Genomic DNA, 7,301 nt, shown 5'->3' on the forward strand with positions numbered 1-7,301 from the left:
TTGTTTAAACAACGTTTATAGTGGTTTTTCGGTTTGAGACTTATGATACAGCCCCCTTTAATTATTAATACCACCCTTTTGATTGAGAATGTGACCAAGCTCCAGAAATCGATCCGTAACGACTTACCATATAGTCATACATCCATGATAATTGAGTATAAGGGTTGCTTTGCCAATCTTCACCATGAGAAGCCATTTTATTACCTGGTAAAGCTTGTGGTAATCCATATGCTCCAGAAGACATATTTTTAGCAAATGTATTCCACCCGGACTCACGATTAATAATAGCCTTCCAATAACCTTGCTCAACATCAGAAACACCTTTCTCAGCAACTATTCTTTCAAACGCTGCATAAGGGTCCGTACTGCTATTATCTACAAGCGTTGTTTCAACTCTTTCTTCATTCGTTTCAAAAGTTATTTCTTCATAGGTAGATTCAACATAACTAGTCGTTTCAATACTGGTAGTAATGCTAGTTGTAATATCTGAAACGCTAGTTTCAATTAAATCAGTATTAAAATCAGTAGACTTAATTGTAGTGGCTGTTGTTTCAAAGTCTTCAGTAGTCAGCTGTTCCTCGATAACTTCATTGCTCGTGGTAGTCATTTCAACAACTGGAAGAATTTCTTCACTAATTTCCCGAGTTGTTTCGACAACTTCATTAGGCATAGCTTCCTCAAAAGTAGGTAATTCTTCTTGAACTTCTTCAAAGTCTTCAGCTGCCTCAATTACTAAGAGACTCTCTTCTGTTTGAGCCTTTGTATTAATTGAACTGCTTTCAGTCTCATAAGCTGTAACTGTTACTTCTTCATCTCCTTGACTATATGAGATCGTCCCAGAATCTGAGTTAAAACGCAACTCTGCTCCAGCTATGATTAAATCTGGATTAGCTATTTGGTTGATTTGAGCCAAATCATTGACCGATATACCAGTTGCTCCAGAAATACTACTTAAAGTGTCGCCCCATTGAATCACATAGACACCATCTTGTTTTTCAGTCATTAGATTGATTACACGACGTATCTCATTAACTGTTCTCTGCTTCCAAACCATCGCAAGACTTCCTTGATAATTATCGTCCTGAGCTAAGATAGTTGGTTGAACAGTTACGACTTGCAACAATAGTGACGAGATAACTAAACTTATTATTGATTTTTTCATAAATACTCCTTAACATGATCACCTTGTTGGTGAATTATTATTAAAATTAATATATAAGATATCTTAAACAAGTTTATTAATAAGTGCACGTTTTTTTAGCACTTGTTACCTATGATTAAGCAAACCGATTAAAGATAGCAATATAGGTTACAGTGATATTACAATCAATCAAGCAAGATACACTTCAAGCCTTTTATAAAATTATGTTATAAATAAAATAACATATACGTTGGCTTATTTTATTGTTTAAAGATTATTTAATAGTACTATCATACTAATATGAAGGATCTTTATTGTTTAAAAAATAAAACAATTACATATTTTTATAATTTAAACCTATTCTAAAAACCATTTATACACTACTTTCAAACAACCTTTGCTTATTACAACTTAAAATGGTATCCTTATCTTGCTAGCTAAAATATTATAAGTATCTACTATTTTCACCATTTAATAATCAGTAAAAATTTTAAGCAAAATTAAATGTAATATAAAAAACACAAAAAATTCTTACTTTAAAAGTAAAATATGTGATACAATCTGACTAGGCATAAAAATAGATAGAAATGGAGGGAAAAGATGCAAACATACGGAATGAAATCAAAAAAAATGGCTAGATATGTTAATGTACTAAAACTTTTATCACACCCTATTCGTTTTTCAATCGCATTGCTATTAAAAAATAACGGTGTTATGAATGTCAGCAAAATTCAACAAGATTTAGAATTAACTCAATCTACCGTCTCTCAACACATTAGTAAATTACGTGAAGCAAAAATTGTCTCTGCGGACCGTGATGGAACTAAAATTTATTATTCCCTTTCTAGCGATACAGCCAAGCTCGTCTTAGAAACTTACGAAAACAGCTAAACTGAAAGCATTCTTACTAAAATAAAAGGGGCTGGGACAAAAGGGCTTCTCAGCCCCCTTAAAATTTACAGCGAGCCTAGATTGGAAAGTGACTTTCCAATCTAGGCTCGCTGCTTTGGGTATTTACGTAGATTATTGGCCATAAATATTCACTCGACATCGGTCTTAGAAAAGCTATTGCGACCGTTGGATGTCGCTTGATAAGTGGTGTGTTTTTCTTTACAAGGAATAAAATCCTCAGCAATTTTTTGGTGATACTTTTTGAGACGACAGCGCTTCTTTTTGCGTTCATCCGCTCCGACAACAGTTTGCGTTTCAATCGCTCGGTTAAGCGTTTCAATTTCTTCACTTAAGAGCTGCTGAATCTCAGATTGAATTTGTTCGACTACCTCATGAATTCGCCTAAACACTATGATTTTCAGGGAATAAACAATCCATTTCCAGTGGCAAGTAAGTGTGATTCATAGTGTACTGTTGCTAGATAGAAAGCCCCTCCTAAATGGTTTTGTGATTACTACTATTATAGCAGGAAACGCTTTCTATTTTTTTATTGTTAAAGAAAAAGTCCGATTAACAAATGGATTGTTGACCGGACTTTCTTTAATTGTTCAAGACTTTTGTCCCAGCCCCTTTTATTTTTTAATTATAATTGTTTTCATCTAACATCATTTCTGTAGATTGCCTTAACATTTCTTGCTCTTTTTCCTCTAAATAAGCTTGGGGATTTGTTACTTTTTGCCATAAGAGCGAACGATTACTAACATAGACATCAAAAACAGCTTTAGATAATATTCCCATTTGATCTGGAACAGCATCGTAATTATAAGGATTTTCTGTATACACAGCTAGTGTGTAGGTTCCATAATCCGTTTGAAAAGCTGCGACATCATTTTGTTCTGTCGATCCTAATCCTGTTTTATTCCATGTGGTAACGTATGGTATAAATGCAGAAAGATATCGCCATGGGTTTGTCATTAATTTTTGAATTAATTGACCATCCCAAGGTTCGCCATTCAGTTCATTACGTGCCATTAAAGCGAAATACATAGCAGCATCCCCAGGCGATGTCTGAAATCTGCGGTTGGTTGATCCATGATAATATTTTCCATCGACAAAGGTATCTTTTAGACCAAATTTATGGACATAAGGTGTAATCCATTCACCTTCGCCAGCTACTTCAATTAACATATTAGCAGCTGTGTTATCAGAATATAAAGGAATCAAATCTACTAAGTAATCCACAGTGTATTGCGACCCACTAGGGTCTCCTTGAATAACTCCAGCACCTGGGACGCGGTTTTCATCAGATAAAATAACCATAGAATTGGGTGACAACTCACCAGTTTTATAAAGCTCATAAATTTTACCTAAAACATAAATTTTTTGAGTAGAGGCTGGGAAAAATATTTGGTTATTTACTGAAACCTGGGTAAGATGCTCACTATTAACAAAAGAAGCTCCTGCCGTTGCACTAATATATCCCAAATAAGTCTCTAATATAGCTTCTATTTCATCTAAAAGCTCTCTTTCACTATAATAGGTTAAAACGTAATCATTATATGAAGAATCTTTTCTAATCCAACCAAGCTCATCATAGCCAAAATAAACATGTAACCAGGTTCCATATTGATTAGTGAGTTCCTGTCCTACTTCCATTGGACTGTCTATCATTCCTTGAGTATTTAGTAAATAACGTGAACTGGCTAAACCAGGCGGATTTGAGTAAATTTTTAAATCAGGAGACTTAATAAGGATGCTGTACTCCATTGTTTTCAGAGTGAAATGCTCTCTTTTTTTATGAGGAGTCATGTAGAAAGGATATTTATTAACAGCAAAAAGATCCTCAACTTGTTTAGCTAATAATTCACTGTTGTTCAGATTTTCTTTTAAACCATCTTGATAATAACCTTTAGTTTTATCTTCTTGAAACCATCCGGTGAAGGGCGAACCACCTTGATAAAGTATCTTTTTCAATCCATCTCTTTTCCATACAAGTTCCGCCACTCCAATTTCTTCAACAACTGGTTTGCGATTAATAGACGATTTTAAAGTCGGCTTAATAAGTTGAGGTCGATTATAAAATCTTGGCATATAGTGATCGTTTAATTCAGACGAGAGTGAGACTTTTTCAGATTTAGCGTTGGTTTGTAAGATTGGATCTTTTCTTAAATTAAGATCTACTTCCTCAAGGTTAATGCTGCTATCAATCGGCTTTTTGAAAAAGTTTTCAATAATATAACGATTAGAGGAAGAAACAAAAGTGAAATAAAGTGTTGAAAAAAGAGTCGCAGTAATTAAAAAAGAAAGCAATTGTTTTTGATAACTATCATTCAAATTTGTTCGCTCCTTCACCTGATGTTATTGGTAAATATATCAATAGGATTTTAAGAACCCAATCTTAACTAATAATTTTAGGTATAAAATAATCTAACAGTTCTTGAGTAAAGTAAATGGTCGGGTAATCTTGTTCAAAAGTAGATAGGCTTAACTCCTCTTTCAAATCAAAGGGATCAACATTAAGAGATAATGAGCGGTCGGAAATAAATGCTTCGTACTCATCTTGTAAATTAGCATACTCATTTTTCTCATATCTTTGATTGGCAATTAACCTAAAAACAAATTCCTCAAAAGCTCTCTCTTTAATTCGCTCATAAGGATTACCAGCCAATCGAAGGTGAATTTGTACATAATCAGAAAAAGAGATATTCTTTACTTTAGCTATCGTTTCTACTCTTTTTAGATACTCATTTTGAAAAAGCAACAGCTCACTTTGATTAATGATGGTTTGACTGGTTTCAGCGAAAAAAGTGAATAAGTAAGGCAGTAGTTGATCATAAAAAAAGAACTCAGCCACACGATGCTTCAAATCATTATAAAAAAAGCTTCTCAAGTCTTGATAACTATAGATATTCGGAAGATTTAGATTGAATATCACTTCATCTGACAAATTTTTATTATTTGGATAATTTAGATTGGTTAGTTCCTCCACTTTTTGATCAACTTGTTTATTTAAATACTCTTCATCAATTTGAAGATATTTCTTAGGAACCAAAATATCTTCTTTTTCAAAATAACTTTCTACTGTACTAATCAAACAGATCACCTCTTTGAAATAACATAAAATTATCGACCTATCTATTATACCTTAACGTTGCCCTATAAACTACCTTATAACTATTGATTAGGTGAGATTAATCAATGTCGTTAAGAATTCCTGACTTAGTGATTACTTTCATTCGATGATGTGGTTTCTTTTTTTTGTTTTTTTGGCTGATCAATTCCTTATACCGTTTCTTTTTATCTTTATATTTTAAATAACGATTGTACAACTCTTTAGATAAATTCCCTTTTTTGATGGCTAGTTGAATAGCACATCCAGGCTCATTCACGTGCGAACAATCATTAAACTTACATTTAAGCGAAAGGTCATATATACTTTGAAAAAGAAGCGTTTCATCTGCATCTCTATGGGATGAAATAGTTTTAAAGCCTGGTGTATCAATAATATAAGAAGAGGTTTTTTTAAGGAAATACATAGAGGAAGAGGTGGTTGTATGCTTGCCTTTACCATCATTTCTAACGTTTTGAGTTGACAGTTCTTCTTTTTGTAAAATAGTGTTTATTAAAGTAGACTTTCCTACCCCTGATGATCCAATTAGAATAGAAGTTTTACCTTTTTTGAGAAGATTCATTACTTTTTGATACGATAAAGGATCATGAATTGATAATTGATTAATTTTCATTTTAGGATAAACCTTTAAAATAGTATTTTCAATAGTTGAAGCTTCTACTTGATAGTCTGATTTTGAAATAATAATTTGAATATCCTTAGCCATATTAGAAAAGGTAGAGACATAGCGTTCGAATTTTCCCAAAGAAAACCTCTGATCAGCTGCAATAAGAATAAATATTTGGTCAACATTTGCAGCTATTAATTGTTCTTTAGCATTATATGCCAAACTTTTTTGTGATGTGCTTTGAGCTTTAGTAATCAAGCTATCTCTTTTGAGAAACGTGGATATTTGATGTTCTCCCGCATTCTTTTCAACTAAAACATAATCACCTACAACAAAATCACTATTTTTTAAATTTACTCGAACCGAAATTAATTCGTCTTTTTTATTATGAAGCGTTAGAAATGCATTATTACGACTTGTGATGCGATAGATATTTAAATCATTATTTAAATTATATCTAGAAATGTAAGAATTAATACCATAATCTTTGTTTATCATCAATTAGTCTCCTATCTAAATTATCCTTTTATGCTACATAAAGCTATCTGTTTTCGTAAATATGATGAATTTAGAAAGACAAAATAAATTCTATAATTTTTAAAATATAATTAAAATAAAAAAGAATCTAAGATTAACTTAGATCCTTAAAAATATAGAAAATGACTAATGATAGGGTGGTACGTAAAAACAAATAACCCTAGCAAAAAACCATTGAAGAGTTTTTAGATTAGAACCTAAATTTTTATATTCTAAATTCATCTTGTACCACTCCTTTCGAATTTATAAGAAAATTATACTTTACCAATGAAAATAAAACAATAAAAAAACCTTCCTATCCAGGAAAGAGTTTAAAATAAATAGCGGTGGTCGGGGTCGAACCGACACGCCGTGTAACCGGCACTGGATTTTGAGTCCAGCGCGTCTGCCAATTCCGCCACACCGCCGTAATAGATATAAGGCGGTAGTCGGATTTGAACCGGCGATCAAGGTTTTGCAGACCCGTGCCTTACCACTTGGCTATACCGCCATGAAACTGGGGTAGCTGGATTCGAACCAACGAATCACGGAGTCAAAGTCCGATGCCTTACCGCTTGGCTATACCCCAATAATAAAATATAAATAGGCGACTGATGGGAATCGAACCCACGAATGTCGGATCCACAAACCGATGCGTTAACCACTTCGCCACAATCGCCATCATACTTTTAACAGGGACTGTAGGAATCGAACCCACACTGACGGTTTTGGAGACCGTTGTTCTACCGTTAAACTAAGTCCCTAAAAAGGAAAATGGTTAGCAATCCCTATTAAAATGGAGGGGGGCAGATTCGAACTGCCGAACCCGAAGGAGCGGATTTACAGTCCGCCGCGTTTAGCCACTTCGCTACCCCTCCAGCAATGGCTTGAGACGGAATCGAACCGCCGACACCTTGAGCTTCAATCAAGTGCTCTACCAACTGAGCTATCAAGCCTAGAAACGGTCCGGACGGGATTTGAACCCGCGATCTCCTGCGTGACAGGCAAGCATGTTA

The 7,301-nt window shown here is 33.9% G+C and carries 6 protein-coding genes and 7 tRNA genes; 1 reads left to right on the top strand and 12 read right to left on the bottom strand.

What is annotated here, in order from left to right; genetic code table 11:
• Positions 1 to 64 precede the first annotated feature (64 nt).
• The gene (locus ACQV2X_RS08305; RefSeq protein WP_428874556.1) at positions 65 to 1,162 is read right to left on the bottom strand and encodes a LysM peptidoglycan-binding domain-containing protein; all 1,098 of its coding nucleotides are present in this window, start codon (positions 1,160 to 1,162) and stop codon (positions 65 to 67) included.
• Between the two features lie 579 nt (positions 1,163 to 1,741).
• Between ACQV2X_RS08305 and ACQV2X_RS08310 the strand changes: the two genes are divergently transcribed.
• The gene (locus ACQV2X_RS08310) at positions 1,742 to 2,032 is read left to right on the top strand and encodes an ArsR/SmtB family transcription factor (protein ID WP_428874557.1); all 291 of its coding nucleotides are present in this window, start codon (positions 1,742 to 1,744) and stop codon (positions 2,030 to 2,032) included.
• 149 nt (positions 2,033 to 2,181) lie between these two features.
• Here ACQV2X_RS08310 and ACQV2X_RS08315 read toward each other — a convergent pair whose 3' ends face one another.
• The 11 genes from ACQV2X_RS08315 to ACQV2X_RS08365 form a co-directional block, all read right to left on the bottom strand.
• Complete coding sequence (locus ACQV2X_RS08315) at positions 2,182 to 2,442, bottom strand: hypothetical protein (RefSeq protein WP_428874558.1); 261 nt, start codon at positions 2,440 to 2,442, stop codon at positions 2,182 to 2,184.
• Positions 2,443 to 2,671: 229 nt separating this feature from the next.
• Entirely contained in the window at positions 2,672 to 4,366 is a 1,695-nt protein-coding gene (locus ACQV2X_RS08320) for a serine hydrolase (RefSeq protein ID WP_428874559.1), read from the bottom strand.
• A 64-nt stretch (positions 4,367 to 4,430) separates the two neighbouring features.
• Positions 4,431 to 5,126, bottom strand: a complete 696-nt coding sequence (locus ACQV2X_RS08325) for a hypothetical protein (protein ID WP_428874560.1) — start codon at positions 5,124 to 5,126, stop codon at positions 4,431 to 4,433.
• Positions 5,127 to 5,223: 97 nt separating this feature from the next.
• Positions 5,224 to 6,267: a ribosome small subunit-dependent GTPase A gene (gene rsgA / locus ACQV2X_RS08330; protein ID WP_428874561.1), complete on the bottom strand. Its 1,044-nt coding sequence runs from the start codon at positions 6,265 to 6,267 to the stop codon at positions 5,224 to 5,226.
• A 360-nt stretch (positions 6,268 to 6,627) separates the two neighbouring features.
• Positions 6,628 to 6,713: transfer RNA gene (locus ACQV2X_RS08335), tRNA-Leu, on the bottom strand.
• Between the two features lie 12 nt (positions 6,714 to 6,725).
• A tRNA-Cys gene (locus tag ACQV2X_RS08340) sits at positions 6,726 to 6,796 on the bottom strand.
• 6 nt (positions 6,797 to 6,802) lie between these two features.
• Positions 6,803 to 6,874: transfer RNA gene (locus ACQV2X_RS08345), tRNA-Gln, on the bottom strand.
• Between the two features lie 17 nt (positions 6,875 to 6,891).
• Positions 6,892 to 6,964: transfer RNA gene (locus tag ACQV2X_RS08350), tRNA-His, on the bottom strand.
• 14 nt (positions 6,965 to 6,978) lie between these two features.
• A tRNA-Trp gene (locus ACQV2X_RS08355) sits at positions 6,979 to 7,049 on the bottom strand.
• A 33-nt stretch (positions 7,050 to 7,082) separates the two neighbouring features.
• A tRNA-Tyr gene (locus tag ACQV2X_RS08360) sits at positions 7,083 to 7,163 on the bottom strand.
• A 5-nt stretch (positions 7,164 to 7,168) separates the two neighbouring features.
• Positions 7,169 to 7,241 (bottom strand) — tRNA-Phe (locus tag ACQV2X_RS08365).
• Between the last annotated feature and the right edge of the window lie 60 nt (positions 7,242 to 7,301).

This window comes from Facklamia sp. P12945, assembly GCF_050409485.1.
GTDB lineage: Bacteria > Bacillota > Bacilli > Lactobacillales > Aerococcaceae > Facklamia.